A 24,928-nucleotide genomic window follows, 5' to 3' on the forward strand; every position below is an offset into this window, starting at 1 on the left:
ATCTTTCCTGTTCAAATAACCGTCATCCTGACGTATTCGTATGAAAACACGGTTGGCATACCGCCACCCGCCTCCAGGCGACAAACAAAAGAAACCTGACTCGGAACGGGGCCCAAGCCAAGATCGGTTTTGCATTTTGATACGCATTTTAGCCTAGAGTTCCTTGAGGGTCATCGTTTACTTTTTCCCTGATTGCACCGTAGTATGACGGCACGTTATCCAGCTGTTATCCCGAGATTATGCGTTTTTCACGAATTGTCAGTGCATTGGCTTGCGCATTTGTTCTGAATGCGAATGCGGCCCCGGTTGAAGAGTACACACAATATCTGCCTGATGGGGCCAACCTTGCCCTGGTCGTTCAGAAGATCGGCGCCAGCGCGCCGACGATCGATTACCACTCTCAGCAGATGGCGCTGCCGGCCAGTACCCAAAAAGTGCTGACGGCGCTGGCTGCGCTATTGCAACTCGGGCCCGATTACCGTTTCACCACCACGCTGGAGAGCCAGGGCGATATTCGCGACGGCGTGCTGCGCGGCAACCTGATTGCCCGCTTCAGCGGCGATCCGACCTTCAAACGCCAGAGCCTGCGCAATATGGTGGCCGTCCTGAAGAAGCAGGGCGTGCGCCAAATCAGCGGCGACGTGCTGGTCGATACTTCGGTCTTCGCCAGCCATGACAAGGCGCCCGGCTGGCCGTGGAACGATCTGACGCAGTGCTTCAGCGCGCCGCCGGCCGCCGCCATCGTCGATCGCAACTGTTTCTCGGTCTCGCTCTACAGCGCGCCGAACCCGGGCGACATAGCGTTTATCCGCGTCGCCTCCTATTATCCGGTCAATATGTTTAGCCAGGTGCGCACCCTGGCACGCGGCTCCGCTGACGCGCAGTACTGCGAACTGGACGTGGTGCCGGGCGAGCTGAACCGCTTTACCCTGACCGGCTGCCTGACGCAGCGCAGCGAACCGCTGCCGTTGGCCTTCGCCATCCAGGACGGTGCCAGCTACGCGGGCGCCATCCTGAAAGACGAGCTGACGCAGGCCGGCATCCAGATCGACGGACATTTGAAACGCCAGACGCGCCCTGGCATCACCGGCACGGTGATCGCGCAAACCCAGTCAGCGCCGCTGCACGATCTGTTGAAGATCATGCTGAAGAAATCGGACAATATGATCGCCGATACCGTCTTCCGCACCATCGGCCACGAACGCTTCGGCGTGCCGGGCACCTGGCGAGCCGGTTCCGATGCGGTACGGCAGGTGCTGCGCCAGAAGGCCGGCATCGATCTGGGCAATACCATCATCGCCGACGGTTCCGGCCTGTCGCGCCACAACCTGCTGGCGCCGGCGACCATGATGCAGGCGCTGCAGTACATCGCGCAGCACGACAACGAGCTGAACTTCATCTCGATGCTGCCGCTGTCCGGTTATGACGGCACCTTGCGCTACCGCGGCGGCCTGCACGAAGCCGGCGTCGACGGCAAAGTGTCGGCCAAGACCGGCGCGCTGCAGGGCGTGTACAACCTGGCGGGCTTCATCACCACCGCCAGCGGCCAGCGCATGGCCTTCGTGCAGTATCTTTCCGGCTACGCCGTACCGCCGGAAGATCAGAAACAGCGCCGCGCACCGCTGGTACGCTTCGAAAGCCGCCTGTATCGGGATATTTACCAAAACAACTGAGGATCGTCATGAAGCTGTTGGTCGTTGAGGATGATGAACTGCTGCAACAGGGGCTGGCGCTGGCGCTGACCGGCGAAGGCTACGTCTGCGACTGCGCCGCCACGGCGGCGGAGGCCAACAGCTTGCTCATCACCAGCCAATACAGCATGGTGATCCTGGATCTCGGTCTGCCGGACATGGACGGCGCCGCGCTGCTGCGGCAGTGGCGCCGCCAGCAGATCGATCTGCCGGTGCTGATCCTGACCGCCCGCGACGCCCTGGAAGATCGCGTCGACGGGCTGGACGCCGGCGCCGACGACTACCTGGTCAAACCCTTCGCGCTGGTTGAACTGCAGGCACGCGTGCGCGCCCTCCTGCGGCGCTACCAGGGCCACAGCGACAATCTGATGCAGGTGGATGACCTGCAGCTGAACCTCTCCAGCCAGCAGGTCTACCTGCAGCAGCAGCCGGTGGAGGTTACGCCGAAAGAGTTCGCCATTCTGGCGCGTCTTATCATGCGTGCCGGCCAAACGGTCAACCGTGAACTCCTGCAGCAGGATCTCTACACCTGGCAAGACGACTTGGGCTCCAACACGCTGGAAGTGCATATCCACAACCTGCGCCGCAAGCTGGGCAAGGATCGCATCCGCACCGTGCGCGGCATCGGCTATCGTCTGGAACCTTCTTCATGATCAGCATGCGCCGCCGCCTGCTGCTGATGCTGGCGCTGATCCTGCTGGTCACGCAGCTCATCAGCGCCTTCTGGCTGTGGCACGAAAGCCAGGAACAGATCAGCTTCCTGGTGGACGAAACCTTGTCCGCCAAAGTGCGCAGCGAGCGCGTCGATACCGAGATAGCCGAGGCCATCGCGTCGCTGCTGGCGCCTTCGCTGATCATGATGATCGTCACGCTGCTGGCGTCATTCTGGGCCATCAGCTGGATCACCCGCCCGCTCAACCAATTGCAGCAGCGGCTGGAAAAGCGCTCTGCCGATAACCTGACGCCGCTGCCAATCAACAGCGACAGCCTGGAAATGGTGGCAGTCACCAATGCGCTCAATCAGCTGTTCTCGCGGCTGGACAACACCATCCAGCAAGAGCGCCTGTTCACCGCCGATGCGGCCCACGAGCTGCGCACGCCGCTGGCCGGCATTCGCCTGCATCTGGAACTGATGGAGAAACAGGGCGTCAAAGGCAGCCAGGCGCTGATCGCCCGCATCGATCAGCTGATGCACACCGTTGAGCAACTGCTGATGCTGTCGCGCGCCGGGCAAGACTTCGCCAGCGGTCATTACCAGCATTTCGATTGGGTGGCCGATGTGATTCAGCCGCTGCAGGAAGAACTCGGCGAAATGACCGCCCAACGCGCGCAGACGCTGGACTGGCAATTGCCGGCCACCGCTGCGGTGAACGGCGATCCGGTGCTGCTGCGGCTGCTGCTGCGCAACCTGGTCGAAAACGCCCACCGTTACGGCCCGGAAGGCGGCGCGATACAGGTGCGGTTAACGCCGCAGGACAGCGGCTATCTGCTGCAGGTCATCGACAATGGCCCGGGGATCAAGGAAGAGATGGTCGGGGAGCTGACGCAGGCGTTTCGCCGCATGGATCAACGCTACGGCGGCAGCGGGCTGGGCTTGAATATCGTGATCCGCATCGTGCAGTTGCACCAGGGGCGTTTGACGCTGGAAAACCGCCGCGATGCCCGCGGCCTGAACGCCCAGTGCTGGCTGCCGGAAAAGGCGCTCAAATAACAAGGGCCCAGCGTTGCTGAGCCCTTTATCACCGAATTACTTCTGGTAAATGATTTCGACGCCTTCGTCGTCGTCTTCGTCCCAGTCGTCATCCCAGTCATCTTCTGCTTCGGCTTCCACTTCCGCGATTTGCTCGCGGTGGTAGTCATCCCACATGAATTCGACTTTTTCCGGCGCGCTTTCTTCGATCGCCATCGCTTTCGGCTGGGTGTTGATGAAGTTCATTACGTCCCAGCACAGCGCGTTGACGCCTTCGCGGTTGGCGGCGGAGATCATGTAGTACTTCCCTTCCCAGCCCATGCCTTCCACAATCGCCTTGGCGCGTTCGGCGGCTTCTTCCTCACCAATCACATCAATTTTGTTGAACACCAGCCAGCGTGGCTTCTGCGCCAGATTTTCGCTGTATTGGTTCAACTCGTTGATGATGACTTTGGCGTTTTCCACCGGATCGGATTCGTCGATCGGCGCGATGTCCACCAGGTGCAGCAGCACGCGGCAACGCTCCAGGTGTTTCAGGAAGCGAATGCCCAGGCCCGCGCCTTCGGATGCGCCCTCGATCAGCCCCGGAATGTCGGCGACCACAAAGCTCTGCTCGTGGTCCATACGCACCACGCCCAGGCTCGGCACCAGCGTGGTAAACGGATAGTCGGCCACCTTCGGCTTGGCGGCGGACACCGCGCGGATGAAGGTCGATTTGCCGGCGTTCGGCAGGCCCAGCATGCCCACATCGGCCAGCAGCAACAGTTCCAGCAACAGGTCGCGCGCTTCGCCAGCGGTACCCAGCGTCTTCTGACGCGGTGCACGGTTGACCGAAGATTTGAAACGGGTGTTGCCCAAGCCATGCCAGCCGCCCTTGGCGACCATCAGCTTTTGCTCGTGGCGGGTCATGTCGCCGAGGATCTCGCCGGTGCCCTGATCCTTCACGCGCGTGCCGACCGGCACCTTGATGATGACGTCTTTCCCGCGTTTACCGGTACAGTCGCGGCTCTGGCCATTCTGGCCGCGCTCGGCGCGGAAAGACTTCTCAAAACGGTAGTCGATCAGGGTGTTGAGGTTCTCGTCCGCCAGCAGGTAGACGTCGCCGCCGTCGCCGCCGTCACCGCCGTCAGGCCCACCGTTCGGGATATATTTTTCGCGGCGGAAGCTGACGCATCCGTTGCCGCCGTCGCCTGCAACGACCAGAATCGCTGCTTCATCTACAAACTTCATTTACCGTCTCCGTAAATCATTCACCGGGCTGCTTCAAAGGAGCAACCAGGGGGGGTTCTGCCCGTCGCGGCCACCACCGGTGACCAATTGCGGAAAACATGGCGCCCGCCACGACCACAAACGCGCCAACATAGCCGACGACATTCAACGTCGGCGCGGCGAATGCCTGGGGCCAGGCCAACGCCAATAAATCTGAAAACAGCAGGGTAAACAGCGGGGTCAGCGTCACCAACGCGCTCACCTGCGCCGCCTGCCAGCGCGCCATCGCCTCTGCCAACGCACCATAGCCGATCAGCGTGTTGGCGCCGCAAAACAGCAGGCACGCCAATTGCCAGCCGCTAAGCTGGAAAATCACCTCGGGTTTGGCCAGAGGGAACAACGCTATCGCACATAAAGTGTACAACATAACCAGGATCTGCGGCGAAGCCAGCCGGCGCAGCAATACCTTCTGCGCCACGCCGTAGCTCACCCAAACCATCGCCGCACACACGCCCAGCATAACGCCCAGCGTGTAGTCCGTCAGCCGGGTGAAGATCTCTATCAGACTGACGTTGAAAAACAGCATCAGCCCGCCGATCAGCATCAGGGCGCCAATGACCTGGGTGATACGCATGCGTTCTTTTAAAATCAGCACGCTGGCGAACATCATGCCCACCGGCGACAGCTGGCCAATCACCTGCGACGCCGTCGGGCTCAGGTATTGCAGCGAGGAGCTGAAGAACACAAAGTTGCCCAGCAGCCCCGCCGTCGCGATCGCCAACAGCAGCAGCCAGCGCGGCTGGCGGAACATCGTCAGCGGCGGCAGCTTGCCGCGCACCGCGAGGATCGCGCCCAAACCGATGGCGGCCATGGTAAAGCGATACCAAACGACGGTAAACGGCTCCATCACCGTCAACACTTCTTTCATCGCGATCGGCAACGCACCCCAGCAAACCGCCGTGGTTAACGCCAGGGAAATACCAACGCCGACCTGCTGCTTCGTATCCATATCACCTTCGCCAACGCTGACAGGCCAACCCCCAGGCAGCCCATAAATGTAAAAAGCCCCGCAACGAATTGCGGGGCTTACATCTATTTCGTAAGGCTCGAAAAATTATTCAGCTTCGATGCTGATGAATTTACGATTGCTCGGGCCTTTAACTTCGAATTTGACTTTACCGTCTTTCAAAGCAAACAGAGTGTGGTCTTTGCCGCAACCCACGTTGGTACCAGCGTGGAATTTGGTGCCGCGCTGACGAACGATGATGCTGCCTGCCAGTACTGCTTCGCCGCCAAAGCGTTTTACGCCCAGACGTTTAGCTTCTGAATCGCGACCGTTACGAGTCGAGCCGCCAGCCTTTTTGTGTGCCATTAATCCGCTCTCCTAACTTAAGCGCTGATGCCGGTGATTTTAACGTCAGTGAACCACTGACGGTGGCCCTGCTGCTTACGGTGGTGCTTACGACGACGAAACTTAACAATCTTAATTTTCTCGCCACGACCGTGAGCAACGACTTCAGCTTTGATCTTGCCGCCATCGACGAAAGGAACGCCGATTTTGATATCTTCGCCATTAGCGATCATCAGAATCTGGTCAAACTCAACCGCTTCACCAGTTGCGATGTCCAGCTTTTCCAAGCGAACGGTCTGACCTTCGCTTACTCGGTGTTGTTTACCACCACTTTGGAAAACCGCGTACATATAAAACTCCGCTTTCCGCGTGCCCGACTGTGTTAGTTCAGAGCGCGCTATAAATATTCACAATAGGGCGCGAATTCTACGCAAAAAAGCAGCGCATGACAAGAGCAGAATAAGACCAGAAGGAGAAAAAAGAAGAAAAAAAGCGCAGTTTCTTTCGTGGCGTTTATCTGAACCGTTTTTCAAGTACAATCATAGGGACAGTTACCGCCATGTACCGATGTGAGCAGCGATCTCAACGCGGTGAAGAGAAACACAGCTGAAAAAAACACAATGAACCTAGATCAAATTACCGAGTTAACCGCGCAAGATATGGCGGCCGTGAACGCAACAATTCTCGAACAGCTGAATTCCGATGTCACGCTCATCAATCAGCTTGGCTATTACATTATCAGCGGTGGCGGTAAGCGCATCCGGCCGATGATCGCCGTCCTGGCGGCGCGGGCGTTGGGCTATGAAGGCAACAAGCACGTCACCGTTGCCGCCCTGATCGAATTCATTCATACCGCCACGCTGCTGCATGACGACGTCGTCGACGAATCGGACATGCGCCGCGGCAAAGCCACCGCCAACGCGGCGTTCGGCAACGCCGCCAGCGTGCTGGTCGGCGACTTTATCTATACCCGCGCCTTCCAGATGATGACCAGCCTGGAATCCCTGCGCGTGCTGGCGCTGATGTCGGAGGCGGTCAACGTCATTGCCGAAGGCGAAGTGCTGCAGTTGATGAACGTGCACGATCCCGACATCAGCGAAGAAAGCTATATGCGGGTGATCTACAGCAAAACCGCCCGCCTGTTCGAGGCAGCGGCGCAATCGTCGGCGATCCTGTCCGGTGCCAGCGCCGAACAAGAGCAGGCGCTGCAAGACTATGGCCGCTACCTCGGCACCGCTTTCCAGCTGATCGACGATCTGCTCGACTACAGCGCCGACGGCAGCACCCTGGGCAAAAACACCGGCGACGATCTGAACGAAGGGAAACCGACCCTGCCGCTGCTGCACGCGATGCACAACGGCGACGACGCGCAGCGTGACATGATCCGCGGTGCGATTGAGCAAGGTAACGGTCGTCATCTGTTGGAGCCGGTACTGCAGGCGATGCAACAATGCGGTTCGCTGGAGTACACCCGCAAACGCGCCGAAGAAGAAGCCGACAAGGCGATCGCCGCGCTGCAGGTCTTGCCGGCATCGGAGCACCGTACGGCGCTGGAGGGCCTGGCCCATCTGGCGGTGCAACGCGACTTTTAAGAAATTAATATTTCTTAAAAACCATCAGGCCCGCGTACGCGGGCCTGCCTAGCTATTGCTCTCTTCGTCGATGCGCGCCAACAGGCCGCCGATCCCTTCCCGCATCAGGAAAGCCACCATTTTCTCGCGCTCGCTCTCCGTCAAATGGTAGTAATACTCGATCCAGACCGCCAACGGATCCTGACGCTCTACGTCATATACCGCCCCGTCCTCCTTCAGCACCAGCAGGTTACGCACGTTTGAAGGCAGGCTGTCGATATGGTACTCCAACGCTTTTCCCTGCACGCCTTTACGCCTGCGGCTGATCCAGCCTTCGCGCCGGGCCATCAGATTAATTCCCTGTGGTGAGGAAGGTAATCCTGCGATGCCTGTCAGTTCCTTGGCGGCAAACCACTCGTTTTTCATGGCCATCATCTCTGGGCAATAGTGGGCAACGTCATTTTTGGAAATTACTTGGGTATTTTTTTGGAAATTTAATGGTATTCTGGTTTCTGAATAAGCGATTCACGTTGTGCAAACGCCTAACCTTGACCCGTTAGTTATACCACTAACGCAACTTTGGCTAATCAGAAAAGGAATGTAAACATGAATTCAAGGAACCCAGATTGGCATCCGGCAGATATCATCGCGGCGCTCCGCAAGCAGGGCACCACGCTGGCGGCAGTGTCGCGCAAGGCCGGATTAAGCTCATCAACGCTGGCCAACGCGCTGTCGCGACCATGGCCAAAGGGGGAGTGGCTGATCGCCGAAGCGATAGGCATCCACCCTTCGGAGATCTGGCCAAGCCGCTATTACGATCCGCGCAGCGATTGCCTGCTGGATCGCAAGGCACGCATCAAATCGTGAACGCGGGGCAAAAAAAACCGCCGGAACAGCGTCCGGCGGCGTTTATCGGCTGACTATCGGCAACGATCAGTTATTGATGAACTTCTCGCCCAGCTCGATATCTTTGTGCAGCACGTCCAGCATCTCGTTCAGCGCTTTCTGCTCGAAGGCGCTCAGGGTGCCGATATCTTTGCGCTCTTCAACGCCGTTTTTGCCCAGTACCAGCGGTTGTGCGAAGAAGCGAGCGTATTTGCCGTCGCCTTCAACGTAAGCGCATTCCACCACGCCTTTCTCGCCCTGCAGCGCACGCACCAGAGACAGACCGAAACGTGCGGCCGCTTGGCCCATGGACAGCGTTGCAGACCCGCCGCCGGCTTTGGCTTCCACCACTTCGGTGCCGGCGTTCTGAATGCGTTTAGTCAGATCCGCCACTTCCTGATCGGTGAAGCTCACGCCAGGGATCTGCGACAGCAGAGGCAGGATGGTCACGCCAGAGTGGCCGCCGATGACCGGCACGTTCAGCTCTTCCGGCTGTTTACCTTTCAGCTCGGCCACGAAGGTGTTGGAACGGATGATATCCAGCGAAGTCACGCCGAACAGTTTGTTCTTGTCGTAAACGCCGGCTTTTTTCAGCACTTCCGCCGCGATGGCGACCGTGGTGTTAACCGGGTTGGTGATGATACCGATGCAGGCTTTCGGGCAGGTTTTCGCCACTTGCTCAATCAGGTTACGCACGATGCCGGCGTTAACGTTGAACAGGTCAGAGCGATCCATGCCAGGCTTACGGGCCACGCCGGCGGAAATCAGCACCACGTCCGCACCGTGCAGAGCCGGGGTCGCGTCTTCGCCGCTGAAGCCTTTGATTTTAACTGCGGTTGGGATGTGGCTTAAGTCGACGGCAACGCCTGGGGTAACGGGGGCAATGTCGTAGAGAGAGAGTTCAGAACCTGAAGGAAGCTGGGTTTTGAGTAGAAGGGCGAGGGCCTGGCCGATACCGCCAGCAGCACCGAGAACTGCAACTTTCATCCTATACTCCTTTATTATCTTAAATATATAAAGCGCCGTGAATGTGTTGGTTACGGACCTTAAGTTATTACACCTTTAAAAACAATAAATTAGCCAATTCTTGCCTGCAGGTGTAATAAAACGGCCGCTGTCGCGCCCATTTTAGATTAAATCGCTTACGCATGAAGGGCATAGCGCACATTAATCAAAAATAGTGCGAGGTTATTCACGAGCAAGTTAACCGGCCGTTACATTACACCCTTACGCAACATCAGAACAACATCATTTTAATAACATTTTATTTACCACCGCAGGCCGATTTTCCGTCGTCAAAAGGGCATATTCATCGCTGCCGGATTTTGTTAAAATGCCGTCCTTTCCTCGCCGCCCGGTCATGTTTATTTTCTTTGGGTCGGCCTTTGTTGCATAAAAATTCATCTATATGCATAATCATGACTTCCACTATCAACATTCCACGGTGCAAAATGCGTAATCCCGCAAAACAGGAAGATCTGATCAAGACGTTCAAAGCGTTATTGAAAGAAGAAAAATTCAGTTCTCAAGGCGAGATCGTTTTGGCGCTGCAAGAAGAAGGCTTCGAAAACATTAACCAATCCAAAGTATCGCGCATGCTGACCAAGTTCGGCGCGGTACGTACGCGCAATGCCAAAATGGAAATGGTGTATTGCCTTCCTGCCGAACTCGGCGTGCCGACCACCACCAGCCCATTGAAGAATCTGGTGCTGGACGTCGACCATAACGACGCCGTCGTGGTGATCCACACCAGCCCGGGCGCCGCGCAGCTGATCGCTCGCCTGCTCGACTCATTGGGTAAATCCCAGGGCATCCTCGGCACAATTGCCGGCGACGATACGATTTTCGTCACCCCCTCCAACGGCTTTACCGCTCAGAAACTGCATGAAGCTATTCTGGGCGTGTTCGAGCAAGAGCTGTGAAACCTGGCGCTAACAAAGTGCGGCTGTAGCCCGCACTTTGTTAGCGCTTCTTTAACCCCCGCGTTACCTTCCCTGCCTTCAACCGCGTTTAACACTGCTTTTTCATCCCTCAGCAACACATTTCCATGACATCTCCATGTAACCAGCAGTACCCACTGTGATCTTCCGCACTTTTGGTCAAAAGCACTTACCTCATTGAAATTACATAAATTTAACATCAAAAGATCGTTTTATGAGCGTTTTTTATTCCTTATGGTTATAAAAAATAAGGATCATGAGGTTAAAGTTTCACTAGCAACTGTTAGCGAACTATTAATTTTTCGCGTTACTAGCTGTATACTCATTTTCGTGAACTGAATCACAGTTCGTTGGAACTGATAAAAGAATACGATGAGGTGAGATGATGAAAATTAAAACTACCGTTGCAACCCTGAGCGTTCTGTCCATGCTTTCATTTGGTGCATTCGCAGCACAATCTGTTGACGCAACTCAGGCCGCAAAACTGCAGCCGGCCGGTGTGATCACCGTGAGCGGCGTTGCCGCAGCGCCTTCCGACATTCGCCAGGCGCTGTCCGACAAAGCTGACGCCAAAGGGGCGACCGCTTACCGCGTAATCGAAGCCCGCAATGACGGCAACTTCCACGCGACCGCTGAAATCTACAAATAAGTACCGGCATTACCCGGCAACGGGCAATACATCTCTGGAATCAAACGCTGTCGTAACGGCCTTCAAGAATAAAAATCGCTGCCAAGCCCTTCCAGGCTGTTATGACCAAGGATCGCTATCATGAACATGAAAACTACTGTTGCTGCACTCGGCCTGCTGTCTGTCATCTCCTTCGGCGCTTCTGCCGCCCAATTGGTGACTAACGATCAGACCGCCAACCTGCAATCTATCGGCACCATTACCGTCAGCGGCATCGACGGCGCGCCGACCGACATTCGCCAGGCGTTGTCGGAAAAAGCCGACGCGAAAGGCGCAACCGCCTACCGCGTGATCGAAGCGCGTAATGAAGGCAACTACCACGCCACCGCCGAGATTTACAAATAACAACTCTGGGAACGGCTTTGCAGAGCTGATTACCCTCGTCACTGCCACTGCCGAGTTCTGACGCAAACGCCGATTTCCCAGAGACCCTCTCGTCGTCCTATCCGACGAACCCCGTTGCCCTCGCTCGCGAGGGCTTTTTTATGGACGTAAAAAAGGCCGCGAATGCGGCCCTTGGATTGTCTGATGCGGCTGAGCGATCAGTAGGTGACTTTCGGTTCCTGCTTTTTCGCCAGCGCGTCCAGCAGGCGATCGTGAATGCCGCCGAAGCCGCCGTTGCTCATCACCAGAATGTGATCGCCCGGCTGTGCGGTTTTCACCACCATGTCCACCAGCGTGTCGAGATCCGCGCTCCAGTGCGCCGGCTGCACGCAGGCATCCGCCACTTCCGCCACCTGCCACGGAATGTGGTGCGGCTGGAACAGGAACACTTCGTCGGCGCGGCCGAGCGAAGGCGCCAGATCGTTTTTGCTGATGCCCATTTTCATGGTGTTGGAGCGCGGTTCCAGCACCGCCAGAATGCGCGCCGTGCCGCCGACCTTGCCGCGCAGCGCGGCCAGAGTGGCGAGGATCGCCGTCGGGTGGTGTGCGAAGTCGTCGTAAACCGTGACGCCGTTGGCTTCGCCACGCAGTTCCAGACGGCGGCGGGCGTTGATGAAATCGCCCAACGCGCGGCAGGCGTCCGCCGGCTGCACGCCGACATGACGGGTGGCGGCGATGGCCATCAGGCCGTTATGCATGTTGTGCTCGCCCACCAGCGCCCAATTCACTTCGCCGACCTGTTCGCCGTCGAGGAACACCGCGTAATGGCTGGCGTCCGGCGTCAGCTTCTGCGCGCGCCAGGTGCCCTCTTCCCCCACCAGCTCCTGCTCGCTCCAGCAGCCCATCGCCATCACCTGCTTCAGGTGGCTGTCGTTGTCCGGCAGGATGATCTTGCCTTTGCCCGGCACCAGACGCACCAGGTGGTGGAACTGTTTCTGGATGGCTTTCAGATCGTCGAAGATATCGGCGTGATCGAACTCCAGGTTATTCATGATCAGCGTGCGCGGGCTGTAGTGCACGAACTTGGAGCGCTTGTCGAAGAACGCGCAGTCATACTCGTCGGCCTCGATCACGAAGAACGGGCTGCCGCCAAGGCGAGCCGAAACGTCGAAGTTGCCGGGCACGCCGCCGATGACGAAGCCGGGCTGGTAGCCGCAGGCCTCGAGGATCCAGGTCGCCATGCCGGCGGTGGTGGTTTTGCCGTGGGTGCCGGCAACCGCCAGTACCCAGCGATCGCGCAATACGGCGTCGTGCAGCCACTGCGGGCCGGAAACGTAAGGAATGCCACGCTCCAGCACCGCCTCCACGCACGGGTTGCCGCGCGTCATGGCGTTGCCGATGATCACCAGATCCGGCGCCGGATCCAGCTGGGCTGGATCATAACCCTGAATAAGATCGATCCCCTGGTTCTCCAGCAGCGTGCTCATCGGCGGATAGACGTTGGCGTCCGAACCGGTGACGTCATGCCCCAGTGAGCGCGCCAGCATCGCCAACCCGCCCATAAAGGTGCCACAGATCCCAAGAATGTGAATGCGCATAGGTTTCTCATGTGAGTGCATCGAATGTCGGCATATTCTAACGCTCAGAATCGTCCAGAAGAAATGGATTTGCCTATGAATGGCGCGCATCTTTGGGCTACACTGCACGCGAAAACGTTGGCGGTTTGTTAACAGGCCGCTATCCATCCGTAGATTCAGGGATTGTGTCATGAAAACGTTAGGCGAATTTATCGTCGAGAAACAGCACGACTTCTCGCACGCCACCGGCGAGCTGACCGCGTTACTTTCTGCAATTAAACTGGGCGCCAAAATCATCCACCGCGACATCAACAAGGCCGGCCTGGTTGATATTCTGGGAACCAGCGGGGTGTCCAACGTACAGGGCGAAGTTCAGATGAAACTGGACCTGTACGCGAACGAAAAACTGAAAGCGGCGTTGAAAGCGCGTGGTGAAGTTGCGGGTATCGCTTCCGAAGAAGAAGATGAAATCGTGATATTCGACGGCGAGCGAGCTGAAAATGCCAAATATGTCGTTTTGATGGATCCGTTGGACGGTTCGTCCAACATCGATGTCAACGTCTCGGTCGGTACGATTTTCTCTATCTACCGTCGCATCACGCCGGTCGGCACGCCGGTGACCGAAGAAGACTTCCTGCAGCCGGGCAGCGCCCAGGTCGCAGCGGGTTATGTGGTTTACGGTTCGTCCACCATGCTGGTGTACACCACCGGTTACGGCGTCCACGCCTTTACTTATGACCCGTCTCTGGGCGTGTTCTGCCTCTCCCACGAGAAAGTGCGCTTCCCGGCGAGCGGCAACATGTATTCCATCAACGAAGGCAACTACATCAAGTTCCCTCTCGGCGTGAAGAAATACATCAAATACTGCCAGGAGCAGGATGAAGCGACGCAGCGCCCTTATACCTCGCGCTACATCGGTTCTCTGGTGGCGGACTTCCACCGCAACCTGCTGAAAGGCGGCATCTACATCTACCCAAGCACCGCCAGCCACCCGCAAGGTAAGCTGCGCCTGCTGTACGAATGCAACCCGATGGCGTTCCTGGCCGAACAGGCCGGCGGTAAGGCCAGCGACGGCAAAAACCGCATTCTGGACATCACGCCGGTGAAACTGCACCAGCGCGCGCCATTCTTCGTCGGCACCAAGTCGATGGTAGAAGACGCAGAACGCTTCATCGCCGAAAACCCGGACGAGTAACGCGTTCTTTGCAAGGGTTCGGCGCCGCGCCGAACCCTTATCGCCTTACAGCTTGAACGCCGCCATGCTCTGCGCCAGCAGCTGAGCCTGATCTTCCAGCGAGCGCGTCGCCGCCGCCGACTCTTCCACCAGTGCCGCATTCTGCTGCGCCACCTGATCCATCTGCGCCACCGCCAGGTTCACCTGTTCGATGCCGCTGCTTTGTTCCCGCGTCGCCGCCGAGATCTCACGCATCAGCGCCGTGACCCGGCCCACTTCGCCGGTGATGCCGCTCATGGTCTGCGCCGCCGACTCCACCATCTGCTCGCCTTCCTGCACCCGGTTTTGCGACGCTTCGATCAACCCTTTGATCTCTTTCGCCGACTGGGCGCTGCGCTGCGCCAGATTGCGCACTTCGCCGGCCACCACCGCGAAACCGCGGCCCTGTTCGCCGGCACGCGCCGCCTCTACCGCCGCGTTCAGCGCCAGGATATTGGTCTGGAAGGCGATGCCGTCCATCACGCTGATGATGTCGGCGATGCGGCGCGAGCTGTCGGTGATCGCCTGCATCTTGCTCATCACCTGGCTGACCACGTCGCTGCCCTGGTTGGCGATATCGGACACGCTCAGCGCCAGTTGGTTGGCCTGTTCGCAGTTCTCGGCGTTCATTTTCACCGTCGAGGTCAGCTGTTCCATGCTGGCGGCGGTCTCTTCCAGCGACGCGGCCGATTCTTCGGTGCGCTGCGCCAGATGCAGGTTGCCGGCCGCCAGTTCGCGTGAACCGGTGTCGATCTGGCTGCTGGCGTCACGCACTTTGCTGACCGAACTGGCCAGCGCCTGCTGCATGCGCTGCATCGCCCGCACCAGGCGGCCCATCTCGGTATCCCCCTCGCCGCGGATCTCATGGGTCAGATCGCCGCCGGCGATGTGTTCCAGCTGCGCGATGGACTCGTCCAGCGGGCGCAGAATGATCACCCGCAGCGCGAACCAGGCCAGCACCGCCAGCAGCACGCTCAGCAGGCCCGCCACCACGATCAGCGAGATCTTGGTGCTGGCGTTGTTTTCCGCGTCATACACCTGCTGCGCGCCAAGCTTCATCGCGAAACTGCGGAAATCGCTGAGATCCTTTTCGAACGCGATGCTCAGCGCGGAGATGCGCGTTTCCTGGATGTGATAATACTCATCGATCTTGCCGGCCTTAATGGCGGCGGCCATCGGCTTCACGCCCTGCTCCAGATAGGCACGGTAGCTGTTTTGCAGGCGGTTGGAGAGTTCACGGCCGCGATCGGTCACGGTGCCGACGCCGACAAAGCGCGCCATTTCCTTGTTCGACTGCTCGAGGTAACCGTAGATGCGGCCCACGGTGGCGTCGGAGACATCGACCTGGCCGATCTCCCGTTGGCGCACCGCCAGCGAAGCGGCGGTTCGGGCGCGCAGCGTCAGGTTGGAGCTGTTGGCCAGCGAGCCCAGCTCTTCGCCGAGGATCTGGTTAAGGGTATGGATCGAGCGCGATCCTTCGTTAATCGCGTTGACGCCAATAACGCTGACCATGATCAGCAGCATGGTCATCAGGCTCAGCAGGGCGATCAGCCCAGCCTTCACCGTAATCTTTTTTAGCATGAGTTCTTCCCGGCTTCAGAATAGTGAGATCAGACGTAGTAGGGGTGGCAAAACGCGGAGCCAGCTTTGCTGGCTCATTATTGTTTGTTGAAGTTATCGGCAGGCGAAGGCAAAACTTCATGCCGCGGCGGGATTAATCTGGAAATTCTCCGTGCGCCGGCACGCTGGGTTTTCAACGATGAAAAGGGCAGGAAATCGCAAAAGAGTCCGCTATAATAGCCGCCACTCCATTTCTGGTTTGATGATTAAAGGAAACCGACATGAGCTTGAATCTGGTCCCTGCTGGCAAAGACCTGCCGGAAGACATCTACGTAGTAATCGAAATCCCGGCCAACGCCGATCCAATCAAATACGAAATCGACAAAGAAACCGGCGCGCTGTTCGTTGACCGTTTCATGTCCACCGCGATGTTCTACCCGTGCAACTACGGCTACATCAACCACACCCTGTCTCTGGACGGTGACCCGGTTGACGTGCTGGTCCCAACCCCGTACCCGCTGCAGCCGGGCTCCGTGATCCGCTGCCGTCCGGTTGGCGTGCTGAAGATGACCGACGAAGCCGGTGAAGACGCCAAGCTGGTTGCGGTACCGCACAGCAAGCTGACCAAAGAGTACGATCACGTGAAAGACGTGAACGACCTGCCGGAACTGCTGAAAGCCCAGATCGCTCACTTCTTCGAGCACTACAAAGATCTGGAAAAAGGCAAATGGGTGAAAGTGGAAGGCTGGGCAGACGCTGCCGCAGCTAAAGCGGAAATCATCGCCTCCTTCGAACGCGCTGCCAAGAAGTAATGCCAGCCGCCGTCCGATGAAAAAACACCGCTCATTGAGCGGTGTTTTTTTTCTTACTGTTCGTCGAGACGCTTCAGCCAGTCGCCGCTGGTAATCCGCGGGTAACCGTCCACGCTGTGTTTGTACAGGTAGATCCACGCACTCCCATAAGGCGTCTGAATCAGCTCGCGCTTATAGTCCTTGGTGTTGCTTTTCAGTTCGTCCAGCTCTGCCAGAATCGATGAGTTAATACGATACACCTCGCAATGTATCGTGCCCTCTCCAGGGATCGCCGCCGGGTAATGGCCCAGATTATAAATCTGATAGCCTTCGAGCTCGTGCTCGCCGAGCCATTGGGCGTTGGTCATCCAATGGCTGTTTCCCTGTTTGCGCCGTAAACTGCCGTAGACAATTATTCGCATCGCTAAAACTCAAACTGATAGAGCAAATCTAATGCCTGGTCGAGACCAGACACCGCTTCAAGATACAACTTAGGCATCAGGCGATAACGCAACGTCAGCGTGGCCAGCGAGTCGAAAATGCCCACCCCATATTTTACTTGTAAGCCTGGGAGGACATAGCCGCTCACGACAACCTGGGAATTGTCGCCAACCCCCTGAGTGTCCAGAGCCAAATTACTCACGCCGAATGCCTCGCCGATTTTACCCACAAGTTGACCACTTTGTGCAACCCCCATGCCGATTAACATCGAGGTCATGGCGTTGCCGTCGGCGCCGGAGCTGCTCAAGCCCTGGCCGCGCAGCAGATAAGACAAGGCTTCCTGCTGCGATTTGGCCGGATCGGAGAACACTTCCAGCTTCGGCGCATCCGCCAGGCCGGTCACGCGCACGCCGGCGGTCACATCGTCCTCGGTGGATTCCGGGTTGCGGATCGCCTCGATATTCAGCAGCGGCTGATCCGGCGGGCCGGAGAACATCAGCTGCCCTTTACGCACGATCAAATCCTGACCATAAGCATGGAATCGGCCGGAAGGGATGTCAATCTGGCCGTTGAGGCCCAGCCCTTTCTTGTCCTGCACCACCTTAAGATCGCCCTTCAAGCGGGCTTTCAGGCCAAAGGCGTCCAGCCGCACGTCGTTGCCGACGTGGATCATCAGATTGCTGTTGATCGGGATCGACGCGGTCTTCGGTTGAATCGGCTTCAGCTGGTCGTCCAGCATCACCTCGTCGGAAGAGACGCCCACCGCGCTTTCCGGCAGCTCCTGCACCGTGATGCGCGCCCAGGGAATGTCGACCTTGCCGTTGAGCGAGAACAGCTGCGGCGTGGCTTCAAACACCAGATCCGGCGACACGTCGATGCGGATCATCGGCGGCACCGTCACCCGCAGCTTGTCGCCCTTGGCGGCAATGCGCGCACGCCAGGCGTTGATATCGCGCCAGTCGGCATCGCCCGCCAGATTCAGCTGGCCGCGCGTGGTGCTGAGCAACCCTTCCAGCGTCGAGGTCATGCCGTTGAAATTCACCGCCAGCCGCGCGTCGGTCATGTCGAACGGCATCCAGTGCCCCTGCACCTTCGCCCGATCCAACGCCAGGCGCCCGAACACCAGCGGCTTCTGCGCGCTGCCGCCCAGGCGCAGGTTGGCGTTCAGCATGCCCGCCGCGCTTTCGCCCTTCATCAGCGCCGGGTTGATCAGCGCCAGCGAGATGTTGGTGATATTGACGTTGCCGCTGATGGTGCGCCGCACCTGCGGATCCGCCACCTGGATATTGCCGTCGAACTGGCCGTTGTTGGTCAGTTTGAGCCGCCAGTCGGCCTGCGCGCGGCCGTTGTTCAAGCCGGCGTTGAGGGTCAGCGTATCGAAGGCGACCGGCAGCGCGTTGCCCTGCACCTGCTGCACCACCTTGACGCCGTTGCCGGCCAGCGTGACTTTCGCCTCCGGCAGCGCGCCGCCCGGCTTCCAGCTGACGTCGGCCCGGCCGGTGAACACGCCGCTCAGGGCGGTGTCCGGGCCGAGGAACGGCTTGATCATCGCCAGGTCGAACCGGTTGAGCACCACGCTGGCCTGGCCGCTCTGGCCGGCTTCAATGGTCTTAGGCACGCACAGCTCGGCGTTCGGGTTCTGCCAACAGTGCGGCCCGACGCTGATTTTCTGCTCGGTGTTCAGGTAGTCCAGCGCGATGGCGCGCGTCAGGCGCCATTCCCCGACCGGCGTATCGAAGCGGGTATTGTTCAGATTGCCGCGCCAGCGCTGCTGCTGACGATCGAAGCTGCCCTGCAGCGCCAGCTGGCCGGAGACCGGCTTGCCGTCAATCTTCAGCTGCAGCTGGTGCTGCTTCTCGCTGCCTTTGGCGTCGAGGGTCAGCAGGCTGACCTCCAGCGCGTCCTGCTTCAGCTGTTCGACGCGTACCGCCAACTGCCCCTGGATCTGATCCGTGGAGCGCACGTCGCCGTCTATTTTCACGCGGTTGATGCGCAGCGCCTGCCACTGCAAGCCGGAAGCGGTCAGGTCTGCCAGCAGCTGCGGCGCCTGCAGATTGCCGCGCAGTTTCAACAGCCCTTTGGCGGTGCCGCCCAGGCCCGGCAGCGCGCCGTCCAGACGCGGTGCGTCGATGTTGGCGTCCAGGTTCCAGCTCTTCTCGTCCAGCTGCCCTTTGACGTTCAGTTGGTTACGCCCCAGCGCCAGATCGATGCCGGGGATTTTCCACTGCCCGGCGGCGTTGCCGCTCAGCGTACCGCGCGCCGTGACCTTGTTCTGCTTCACGTTGCCGTCCAGCTGCAATACCGGCACCTGCAGCTGCCAGCTGCCGCCGTGCAGGCTGCCGCGCGTGGTGATCTTGCCATCCAGCTTCGCCGGCCATTCCGGCCACTGCTTGGCGGTATTGATGCCGCTCAGCGTCAATTGCGAGGTCCAGCTGATGGCTTTGCTCCAGTCCACCAGCGCGGTAAGATCGGTATTGCCCTGCAGCGCCGCCAGGCGCAGGCGCTCCAGCTTGAACTGCTCGACGTTGCCTTTGCCGTCCAGCGTCAGCACCGCCGGCGGCAAGTCCTGGCCTTTCAGATTGGCGCGCGTCGACAGCGCGTAGTCGGTCGCCTTGCCGTTAAAGCGCAGGCGGAAGTCATTGACCTGATACTGCGCCTCGCCGCTCAGCGGCCATTTCAGCTGCTTGCTCTGCAACGTCAGCGCCAGCGGCAGGCCGGCTTCGGCCAGCCGGGTTTGCACATCGAGCTGGGCGCCGACCGGGCCGGACAGGTTCAGCGCCACCTTCAGCTCGTCACGCAACCCACCGCCGATGTTCAGCTTCACCTTCTCGCCCTTCAGCGGTTCGATATTCAGCGCGCTGTTGGCGGTCAGGGCCACCGGCCAGTCGCCGGTCAGGGTTGCCTGCCCCTGCACTGACAGCGTGCCCTGAGGCGACTTCACGTCGAAGTTGTCCAGTTGGATATGCTGATCCTGCGTGCTGGCCTGCAGTAACAGGCTCGTGATTAGCACGTCGGTATCGCCGGTCAAGCGCAGCTGCTCGCCGCTGATCTCTTTGACGGTGATATCCAACGGCAGGCGGATGTCCGGCAGATCCGGCAACAGCGGTTTGGCGAACAGTTCTTTCAGCGTTTCGCCCAGCGGCTTCTCTTCCGGCTGAGGTGCCGGCTTCGCCGCGTCGGTAACCTGCTCGCCGACCTTTTTCGCCACCTCGACAGCCGGCTGCACCGCTTCCGGCAACGGGTTTTGCGGCGTTTTCGGCAAGGCGATCAGCAGCGAGCCGATCTTGGTCGGCATCAGCGTCAGCGCGCGCTCTTGCCACTGCGCGCCGGTGCGGAACTCGGCCAGAGAGATGGCAGTGTCGTTGACGGTGACCTTGACGTTGTTCAACGCCAACAGGCGCAGCGTGATAGGGTAAGGCGTGCTGAGATTGGTGGTCGGCTCACTGCTCTCCTCCACCGGCGCGGAAGGCGCCATCTCTTTGGTGTTCACCGCCACGTCCACATCCTGGGCGGTCAAGGCATTGACGCACAGCGAGCTGCGTTTAAAGCAGGACAGGTCAAGGGAGAGATGGAACTGCCCGGCGTTGACCGTCACGCCCGGCATCTGATATTTCACGCCCTTCAGCGTCAGATCGCGCCAGCCGCCGCTGACGCCGGCGATCTCCAGCCCCGGCACCCAGCGCGCCGCGCCGTTGATGACCATATGCAAACCGGTGGTGGTGCCTATCAGGAAGGCCAGCCCGCCGATCAGCAACAGCAGAACGACCAGAAATCCGAGACAAATCTTTTTAACCAGGCTCATAGTTCAGGCCCCAAACCGATGTAGAACTGCATCCCGTGGGTGTCCTTGTCTCCCACAGGCGCGGCGATATCCAGCTTCACCGGCCCCACCGGCGACTGCCAGCGCACGCCTACGCCGGCGCCGGTCTTGAAGTTGCTTTTCTTGATATCGTTCACCGCTTCACCGGAGTCGACGAACATCGCCCCCCACCATTTGCCGGTCACGTTGTACTGGTACTCCAGCGAGCCGGTCAGCATCTTGGAGGCGCCGGTCAGCTTGCCGTCGCCATCGCGCGGCGAAATGTCTTTGTACTTGTAGCCGCGAATGCTGCGGTCACCGCCGGCGAAGAAGCGCAGATCCGGCGGCACCTTGTCGAAGTCGTTGGTTTCGATCCAGCCCACCTGGCCACGCGCCACGAAACGGTGCTTGTCGGCCAGCGTGCGGATCCACACGTTCTGCGCCTGCATCAGCGCGAAGTCCACGCCGGAACCCCAGGTGGTGTCGGACACGTCGATAGAGTAGCGCTGGCTGTCGCCCCAGGTCGGCATCAGGCCGCCGCGCGAGCGGGTGCGGTTGAAGCTGACGCCGGGATACAGCAGCATGGTGGTGTTGCTGACGTTACCCTGGGTAAAGTTATCCCAGCGCCAGGTCAGGTTGATCGCCCGCTGCCAGCCGCTGGAGAGATCCCAGTTGCGCGAGGCCACCACTTTGGAGGTGACGGACTTGGTGTCGTTAAGATTGACATTCTTGAGGCCGCCCTGCAGCAGGTAATACTGCTCCAGCGGGTTCTTGAGCAGCGGGATCTTGTAGGTCAGATCCAGCTGCTGCTCCGGCGCCGATACGCTGGCGCTGGTTTCCAGGCTATGCCCGCGATCGTTGAGCCAGGGCTTTTTCCAGGTGCCTTTCACCCGCGGGCCGACGTCGGTGGAGTAACCGATACCGGTTTCGACGGTGTTGCGCGTGCGCGGCGTCACCAGCGCGTCCAACGGCAAAATCTTGTTCTCTTTGGCATCGTTGAAATCAGGGGATACCACCACCGAGTTGAACCAGTTGGTGGCGGACAAACGGCGGTTCAGCTCGGCCAAATCCTCCGAACTGTAGTAATCCCCCTGATGAAAGGGCACCAGATTTTGCAGATAGTCTTCGCGGATTTGCGAGCCGGTGAATTTTACCTTGCCGAAGCGGTAACGTTCGCCGCTGTTGAAATCGATATCCCAAAACGCCTTGTGCAGATCTTCGGCCACGCCGAGCTGGCTTTTGGTCATGTCGGCATCGAAATAGCCTTTGCGCAGCGCCAGGCCGGTGAGCGAGCCTTTGAAACTGTCATACTTGCCGTGGTTAAGGATCTCGCCGATGGTCGGCCGGTCCTTCTTTACCAGCGCCAGGTAGTCCTCATCGGTCTTCGCGCCGCCTTCCAGCACGATGTTGGCGCCGGCGATACGCACCGGTTCGCCCGGATTGACCTTGGCATGCAGCACCGGGCGCGACATCCCCGGCCGATCGTCCAGCGTAAATTCGATGGTCGGCTGATAATAGCCGAGCGCGCGCAGCCCCTGGCGCACCGCCTCATCCACCCGTGCGCGGAAGCGACCGTCGGTGCCGACCTCTTCAGGCGTGATCGACGACAGGCGCACCCGAACGTTTTTTTCCAACTCTCCGCTTAACCCTTCCACCTGCAACCGCACGTTCGCCGCGTAGGCTGCAGGTGCCGCAAGCAACACAGCTATCAAGCACATGACCGGGTACTTTGGCACGTGTTCTCCTTATTGATTTTACTTTCCTGTTATGGTGTTCGCTCCGGGGCCAGGGCAGACTCCGCGCTATCATGACGGCAGCCCTCTTCAGCCTTGTTCCGGACGCCGCCCGCCGCGCTTTGCCACCGCCGCGCAACAGGCGAATTCTTCACTTTTGGCGCTCAAAATACTGCGTTAAGCTTATACATAAACCCAACTTGCCACTTATTGTGGGCAAAGACGCGGTGAGATACAACCGAACCGCCCCCATGTAGGGTCAATTCTTACTGTGACAACAGGAGTCAACCGTGGTGCCATTTTTTGATAAATCACAAACCGTCGATAAGGCAAGCGCGCTGCCTGGCCGCACCACGCCAATGCCTGTCGCAACGCTCAACGTGGTCACCGAACACTCGATGACCCAGGTGCCGGCAGGCATGGAAGTGGCGATCTTCGCCATGGGCTGTTTCTGGGGCGTTGAGCGCCTGTTCTGGCAGCAGCCGGGCGTCTACAGCACCGCCGCCGGCTACAGCGGCGGCTACACGCCGAACCCGACCTACCGCGAAGTGTGCAGCGGCCAGACCGGCCACGCCGAAGTGGTACGCGTGGTGTTCGATCCGCAGGTCGTCAGCTACAAACAGCTGCTGCAGGTATTCTGGGAAAATCACGATCCGGCGCAGGGCATGCGCCAGGGCGGCGACGTCGGCACCCAGTACCGCTCGGCGATTTACACGCTGAGCCCGGAGCAGCAGGTCGAGGCGGAAAGCAGCCTGCAGCGTTTCCAGCAGGCGATGGACGCGGCGGGCGACAAGCGCGTCATCACTACCGAGATCGCGCCGGCGCTGCCGTTCTATTACGCGGAGGACGATCATCAGCAGTACCTGTTCAAGAATCCGGAAGGCTACTGCGGGCTGGGTGGCATCGGCGTTTGCCTGCCGCCGCAGGGCTAATCCGATGCCGGCCGGCGGCACTTTTTTAACCGCTGGCGGCCCCTGTGGGGCAACTGCTATACTATGCGGGCCGCTTCTGCGGCCCGATAGCTTCCCTTCTGGTTGTTATCGCTGCTTTTTTTACTATGTACTACCCTTCCTCAAGAGCGCCGGCATCCCGTCGGCACGTATGGATAGATTATGTTAAACAGTATTTTACTGATTCTTTTTCTGATCGCGGTGAGTGCGTTCTTCTCACTGTCGGAAATCTCTCTGGCCGCCTCGCGCAAGATCAAACTGAAGCTGATGGCGGACGAAGGCAACATCAACGCCGCCAGAGTGCTTAAACTGCAAGAAACCCCAGGCATCTTCTTCACCGTGGTGCAGATCGGCCTGAACGCCGTGGCCATCCTCGGCGGTATCGTCGGCGATGCGGCTTTTTCTCCCACTTTCAAGGTGTTGTTCGATCGTTTCCTGTCGCCCGAACTGGCGGAACAGGTCAGCTTCATCTGCTCCTTCGTGCTGGTGACCAGCCTGTTTATCCTGTTCGCCGATTTGACCCCGAAGCGCATCGGTATGATTGCACCAGAGACGGTCGCCGTCCGGATCATCAACCCGATGCGTTTCTCCATCATGATCTTCCGCCCGCTGGTGTGGTTCTTCAACGGCATGGCCAACCTGATCTTCCGCATGTTCAAGCTGCCGATGGTGCGTAAGGACGACATCACCTCCGACGACATCTACGCGGTGGTGGAAGCCGGTGCCCTGGCGGGCGTGCTGCGCAAGCAGGAACATGAGCTGATTGAAAACGTGTTCGAACTGGAATCGCGCACCGTGCCGTCTTCGATGACCTCGCGTGAAAGCGTGGTGTACTTCGACCTGCGCGAAAGCGAAGAGAGCATCAAGGAGAAGGTCTCGACCCATCCGCACTCCAAGTTCCTGGTGTGCGACGGCCATATCGATCAGGTGGTCGGCTACGTCGATTCCAAAGACCTGCTGAACCGCGTGCTGGGCAATCAGAGCCTGGTGCTGAGCAGCGGCGTACAGATCCGTTCTGCGCTGATCGTGCCGGATACGCTGACGCTGTCCGAAGCGTTGGAAAGCTTCAAGACCGCCGGCGAAGACTTCGCGGTGATCCTCAATGAATATGCGTTGGTGGTGGGCATCATCACCCTTAACGACGTGATGACCACGCTGATGGGCGATCTGGTTGGCCAAGGCCAGGAAGAGCAGATCGTGGCGCGCGACGAAAGCTCATGGCTGATTGAAGGCGGCACGCCGATCGACGACGTGATGCGCGTACTGGACATCGACGAGTTCCCGCAGGCGGGCAACTACGAGACCATCGGCGGCTTTATGATGTATATGCTGCGCAAGATCCCGAAACGCACCGACTTCGTCAAATACGCCGGCTACAAGTTCGAAGTGGTGGATATCGACAGCTACAAGATAGACCAGCTGCTGGTCACCCGGCTGAGCGACAAACCGGCGGCGGTACTGCCGAAAGCCCCGGAAGACACCCCGGCGGCTTGACGCCAGCCGGCAAAAACATCA

At 59.1% G+C, this 24,928-nt stretch carries 23 protein-coding genes; 12 read left to right on the forward strand and 11 right to left on the reverse strand.

The window, feature by feature from the left end; all coding sequences use genetic code 11:
• Window positions 1-239 precede the first annotated feature (239 nt).
• The 3 genes from dacB to pmrB are packed head-to-tail and all read left to right on the forward strand — an operon-like array spanning window position 240 to window position 3,402.
• Window positions 240-1,673: a serine-type D-Ala-D-Ala carboxypeptidase gene (dacB, locus tag WCL58_RS10800; RefSeq protein WP_180548040.1), complete on the forward strand. Its 1,434-nt coding sequence runs from the start codon at window positions 240-242 to the stop codon at window positions 1,671-1,673.
• An 8-nt stretch (window positions 1,674-1,681) separates the two neighbouring features.
• Window positions 1,682-2,344, forward strand: a complete 663-nt coding sequence (pmrA, locus tag WCL58_RS10805) for a two-component system response regulator PmrA (protein ID WP_019453348.1) — start codon at window positions 1,682-1,684, stop codon at window positions 2,342-2,344.
• On the forward strand, window positions 2,341-3,402 hold the full coding sequence (gene pmrB / locus WCL58_RS10810; RefSeq protein ID WP_141957784.1) for a two-component system sensor histidine kinase PmrB: 1,062 nt from the start codon (window positions 2,341-2,343) through the stop codon (window positions 3,400-3,402). The genes pmrA and pmrB overlap by 4 nt, the downstream gene beginning before the upstream one ends.
• Window positions 3,403-3,438: 36 nt before the next feature.
• Here pmrB and cgtA read toward each other — a convergent pair whose 3' ends face one another.
• From cgtA to rplU, 4 genes are all read right to left on the reverse strand, one after another.
• Complete coding sequence (gene cgtA / locus WCL58_RS10815) at window positions 3,439-4,611, reverse strand: Obg family GTPase CgtA (RefSeq protein WP_004933553.1); 1,173 nt, start codon at window positions 4,609-4,611, stop codon at window positions 3,439-3,441.
• 16 nt (window positions 4,612-4,627) lie between these two features.
• Window positions 4,628-5,599 (reverse strand): DMT family transporter, encoded by a 972-nt coding sequence (locus WCL58_RS10820; protein WP_055311901.1) that lies wholly within the window; start codon window positions 5,597-5,599, stop codon window positions 4,628-4,630.
• 105 nt (window positions 5,600-5,704) lie between these two features.
• Window positions 5,705-5,962, reverse strand: a complete 258-nt coding sequence (rpmA, locus tag WCL58_RS10825) for a 50S ribosomal protein L27 (protein WP_004933559.1) — start codon at window positions 5,960-5,962, stop codon at window positions 5,705-5,707.
• Between the two features lie 17 nt (window positions 5,963-5,979).
• Window positions 5,980-6,291: a 50S ribosomal protein L21 gene (rplU, locus tag WCL58_RS10830; protein ID WP_004933561.1), complete on the reverse strand. Its 312-nt coding sequence runs from the start codon at window positions 6,289-6,291 to the stop codon at window positions 5,980-5,982.
• A 270-nt stretch (window positions 6,292-6,561) separates the two neighbouring features.
• Between rplU and ispB the strand changes: the two genes are divergently transcribed.
• On the forward strand, window positions 6,562-7,533 hold the full coding sequence (ispB, locus tag WCL58_RS10835; protein WP_047729263.1) for an octaprenyl diphosphate synthase: 972 nt from the start codon (window positions 6,562-6,564) through the stop codon (window positions 7,531-7,533).
• A 48-nt stretch (window positions 7,534-7,581) separates the two neighbouring features.
• On the opposite strand, the gene WCL58_RS10840 is transcribed toward ispB, so the two are convergent.
• Window positions 7,582-7,938 (reverse strand): DNA-binding protein, encoded by a 357-nt coding sequence (locus tag WCL58_RS10840; RefSeq protein WP_038879765.1) that lies wholly within the window; start codon window positions 7,936-7,938, stop codon window positions 7,582-7,584.
• 180 nt (window positions 7,939-8,118) lie between these two features.
• Between WCL58_RS10840 and WCL58_RS10845 the strand changes: the two genes are divergently transcribed.
• Entirely contained in the window at window positions 8,119-8,379 is a 261-nt protein-coding gene (locus tag WCL58_RS10845) for a helix-turn-helix domain-containing protein (protein WP_038879152.1), read from the forward strand.
• Between the two features lie 66 nt (window positions 8,380-8,445).
• Here WCL58_RS10845 and mdh read toward each other — a convergent pair whose 3' ends face one another.
• Entirely contained in the window at window positions 8,446-9,384 is a 939-nt protein-coding gene (mdh, locus tag WCL58_RS10850; RefSeq protein WP_004933569.1) for a malate dehydrogenase, read from the reverse strand.
• Between the two features lie 464 nt (window positions 9,385-9,848).
• Here mdh and argR point away from each other — a divergent pair, with 464 nt between their 5' ends.
• From argR to yhcN (WCL58_RS10865), 3 genes are all read left to right on the forward strand, one after another.
• Window positions 9,849-10,319: a transcriptional regulator ArgR gene (gene argR, locus WCL58_RS10855; RefSeq protein WP_004933572.1), complete on the forward strand. Its 471-nt coding sequence runs from the start codon at window positions 9,849-9,851 to the stop codon at window positions 10,317-10,319.
• 403 nt (window positions 10,320-10,722) lie between these two features.
• Entirely contained in the window at window positions 10,723-10,986 is a 264-nt protein-coding gene (gene yhcN / locus WCL58_RS10860) for a peroxide/acid stress response protein YhcN (RefSeq protein WP_038879766.1), read from the forward strand.
• Window positions 10,987-11,106: 120 nt separating this feature from the next.
• Window positions 11,107-11,370 carry a peroxide/acid stress response protein YhcN gene (gene yhcN / locus WCL58_RS10865; RefSeq protein WP_004933578.1) on the forward strand — a complete coding sequence of 88 codons (264 nt, stop codon included), beginning with the start codon at window positions 11,107-11,109 and terminating at the stop codon, window positions 11,368-11,370.
• A 197-nt stretch (window positions 11,371-11,567) separates the two neighbouring features.
• On the opposite strand, the gene mpl is transcribed toward yhcN (WCL58_RS10865), so the two are convergent.
• Entirely contained in the window at window positions 11,568-12,947 is a 1,380-nt protein-coding gene (gene mpl, locus WCL58_RS10870) for a UDP-N-acetylmuramate:L-alanyl-gamma-D-glutamyl-meso-diaminopimelate ligase (protein ID WP_033636810.1), read from the reverse strand.
• A gap of 169 nt (window positions 12,948-13,116) precedes the next feature.
• On the opposite strand from mpl, the gene fbp reads away from it, so the two are divergent.
• A complete protein-coding gene (fbp, locus tag WCL58_RS10875; protein WP_004933587.1) occupies window positions 13,117-14,121 on the forward strand; it encodes a class 1 fructose-bisphosphatase in 1,005 nt (334 codons plus the stop codon).
• A 45-nt stretch (window positions 14,122-14,166) separates the two neighbouring features.
• Here fbp and WCL58_RS10880 read toward each other — a convergent pair whose 3' ends face one another.
• Window positions 14,167-15,720, reverse strand: a complete 1,554-nt coding sequence (locus WCL58_RS10880; RefSeq protein WP_060421931.1) for a methyl-accepting chemotaxis protein — start codon at window positions 15,718-15,720, stop codon at window positions 14,167-14,169.
• A 260-nt stretch (window positions 15,721-15,980) separates the two neighbouring features.
• On the opposite strand from WCL58_RS10880, the gene ppa reads away from it, so the two are divergent.
• On the forward strand, window positions 15,981-16,511 hold the full coding sequence (gene ppa / locus WCL58_RS10885; RefSeq protein WP_004933594.1) for an inorganic diphosphatase: 531 nt from the start codon (window positions 15,981-15,983) through the stop codon (window positions 16,509-16,511).
• A gap of 53 nt (window positions 16,512-16,564) precedes the next feature.
• On the opposite strand, the gene WCL58_RS10890 is transcribed toward ppa, so the two are convergent.
• Genes WCL58_RS10890 through tamA form a run of 3 tightly spaced genes read right to left on the reverse strand, consistent with a single transcriptional unit; the run spans window position 16,565 to window position 22,448 of the window.
• The gene (locus WCL58_RS10890) at window positions 16,565-16,912 is read right to left on the reverse strand and encodes a gamma-glutamylcyclotransferase family protein (protein WP_033648686.1); all 348 of its coding nucleotides are present in this window, start codon (window positions 16,910-16,912) and stop codon (window positions 16,565-16,567) included.
• Between the two features lie 2 nt (window positions 16,913-16,914).
• On the reverse strand, window positions 16,915-20,733 hold the full coding sequence (tamB, locus tag WCL58_RS10895; protein ID WP_336851138.1) for an autotransporter assembly complex protein TamB: 3,819 nt from the start codon (window positions 20,731-20,733) through the stop codon (window positions 16,915-16,917).
• Window positions 20,730-22,448, reverse strand: a complete 1,719-nt coding sequence (gene tamA / locus WCL58_RS10900) for an autotransporter assembly complex protein TamA (RefSeq protein ID WP_204275932.1) — start codon at window positions 22,446-22,448, stop codon at window positions 20,730-20,732. Before tamA ends, tamB begins: the two co-directional genes overlap by 4 nt.
• 308 nt (window positions 22,449-22,756) lie before the next feature.
• On the opposite strand from tamA, the gene msrA reads away from it, so the two are divergent.
• Together msrA and WCL58_RS10910 are read left to right on the forward strand one after the other, a co-directional pair.
• Window positions 22,757-23,395: a peptide-methionine (S)-S-oxide reductase MsrA gene (gene msrA / locus WCL58_RS10905; protein ID WP_197778994.1), complete on the forward strand. Its 639-nt coding sequence runs from the start codon at window positions 22,757-22,759 to the stop codon at window positions 23,393-23,395.
• Between the two features lie 180 nt (window positions 23,396-23,575).
• Window positions 23,576-24,907 carry a hemolysin family protein gene (locus WCL58_RS10910; protein WP_049270169.1) on the forward strand — a complete coding sequence of 444 codons (1,332 nt, stop codon included), beginning with the start codon at window positions 23,576-23,578 and terminating at the stop codon, window positions 24,905-24,907.
• The last annotated feature ends 21 nt before the right edge of the window (window positions 24,908-24,928 follow it).

It is taken from the genome of Serratia sp. TMDUHS_CL (genome assembly GCF_037137105.1).
Taxonomy (GTDB): Bacteria; Pseudomonadota; Gammaproteobacteria; order Enterobacterales; family Enterobacteriaceae; genus Serratia; species Serratia nevei.

Bases quoted from the DNA above. Each gene is read 5' to 3' on its own strand.
- WCL58_RS10890 (WP_033648686.1), bottom strand. From the start codon at position 16,912: ATGCGAATAATTGTCTACGGCAGTTTACGGCGCAAACAGGGAAACAGC.
- rpmA (WP_004933559.1), bottom strand. From the start codon at position 5,962: ATGGCACACAAAAAGGCTGGCGGCTCGACTCGTAACGGTCGCGATTCA.
- WCL58_RS10840 (WP_038879765.1), bottom strand. From the start codon at position 7,938: ATGAAAAACGAGTGGTTTGCCGCCAAGGAACTGACAGGCATCGCAGGA.
- WCL58_RS10910 (WP_049270169.1), top strand. From the start codon at position 23,576: ATGTTAAACAGTATTTTACTGATTCTTTTTCTGATCGCGGTGAGTGCG.
- fbp (WP_004933587.1), top strand. From the start codon at position 13,117: ATGAAAACGTTAGGCGAATTTATCGTCGAGAAACAGCACGACTTCTCG.
- yhcN (WP_038879766.1), top strand. From the start codon at position 10,723: ATGAAAATTAAAACTACCGTTGCAACCCTGAGCGTTCTGTCCATGCTT.
- pmrB (WP_141957784.1), top strand. From the start codon at position 2,341: ATGATCAGCATGCGCCGCCGCCTGCTGCTGATGCTGGCGCTGATCCTG.
- mdh (WP_004933569.1), bottom strand. From the start codon at position 9,384: ATGAAAGTTGCAGTTCTCGGTGCTGCTGGCGGTATCGGCCAGGCCCTC.
- dacB (WP_180548040.1), top strand. From the start codon at position 240: ATGCGTTTTTCACGAATTGTCAGTGCATTGGCTTGCGCATTTGTTCTG.
- yhcN (WP_004933578.1), top strand. From the start codon at position 11,107: ATGAACATGAAAACTACTGTTGCTGCACTCGGCCTGCTGTCTGTCATC.
- tamA (WP_204275932.1), bottom strand. From the start codon at position 22,448: ATGTGCTTGATAGCTGTGTTGCTTGCGGCACCTGCAGCCTACGCGGCG.
- WCL58_RS10820 (WP_055311901.1), bottom strand. From the start codon at position 5,599: ATGGATACGAAGCAGCAGGTCGGCGTTGGTATTTCCCTGGCGTTAACC.
- tamB (WP_336851138.1), bottom strand. From the start codon at position 20,733: ATGAGCCTGGTTAAAAAGATTTGTCTCGGATTTCTGGTCGTTCTGCTG.
- cgtA (WP_004933553.1), bottom strand. From the start codon at position 4,611: ATGAAGTTTGTAGATGAAGCAGCGATTCTGGTCGTTGCAGGCGACGGC.
- ispB (WP_047729263.1), top strand. From the start codon at position 6,562: ATGAACCTAGATCAAATTACCGAGTTAACCGCGCAAGATATGGCGGCC.
- rplU (WP_004933561.1), bottom strand. From the start codon at position 6,291: ATGTACGCGGTTTTCCAAAGTGGTGGTAAACAACACCGAGTAAGCGAA.
- WCL58_RS10880 (WP_060421931.1), bottom strand. From the start codon at position 15,720: ATGCTAAAAAAGATTACGGTGAAGGCTGGGCTGATCGCCCTGCTGAGC.
- ppa (WP_004933594.1), top strand. From the start codon at position 15,981: ATGAGCTTGAATCTGGTCCCTGCTGGCAAAGACCTGCCGGAAGACATC.
- mpl (WP_033636810.1), bottom strand. From the start codon at position 12,947: ATGCGCATTCACATTCTTGGGATCTGTGGCACCTTTATGGGCGGGTTG.
- WCL58_RS10845 (WP_038879152.1), top strand. From the start codon at position 8,119: ATGAATTCAAGGAACCCAGATTGGCATCCGGCAGATATCATCGCGGCG.
- argR (WP_004933572.1), top strand. From the start codon at position 9,849: ATGCGTAATCCCGCAAAACAGGAAGATCTGATCAAGACGTTCAAAGCG.
- pmrA (WP_019453348.1), top strand. From the start codon at position 1,682: ATGAAGCTGTTGGTCGTTGAGGATGATGAACTGCTGCAACAGGGGCTG.